The sequence below is a fragment of the Romboutsia sp. 13368 genome (assembly GCF_018336475.1).
GTDB lineage: Bacteria > Bacillota > Clostridia > Peptostreptococcales > Peptostreptococcaceae > Romboutsia.
Window position 1 is genome coordinate 2,043,644 of the sequence record NZ_CP048741.1, and the last position, 323, is coordinate 2,043,966.

1 protein-coding gene is annotated in these 323 nt (G+C 24.5%); it reads right to left on the minus strand.

What is annotated here, in order from left to right; genetic code table 11:
* Positions 1-323: hypothetical protein (locus G3997_RS08460; RefSeq protein ID WP_296645355.1), on the minus strand; the 323-nt coding region annotated here is incomplete at both ends.

A 323-nucleotide genomic window follows, 5' to 3' on the forward strand; every position in this document is an offset into this window, starting at 1 on the left:
ATATAGCTTTGCTCTATTTTTTGTAGTCAGCCTAAGCCTTACTATTCTATTTAAATTTTTTGTAAAATTACTCTGACCCTCTAACCAAGTTCCAGTAAATATATGTATTGTTTTTGAATCTTTTGATGGGTTGCAAAGAACATTATCTTTATATACTTTTATTCCAGTTTTTAATAATTGTTCTTTATTTCCAAGTTCACATCCATACTCATCTATAAGTATATCTGAAACAGTTTTTGTATTTACATTCTTATATTGGTCATTTGAATCAAATTCAAAAGATAAATCTTCATAATAATTTAATATACTTTTTAAAAATGGAT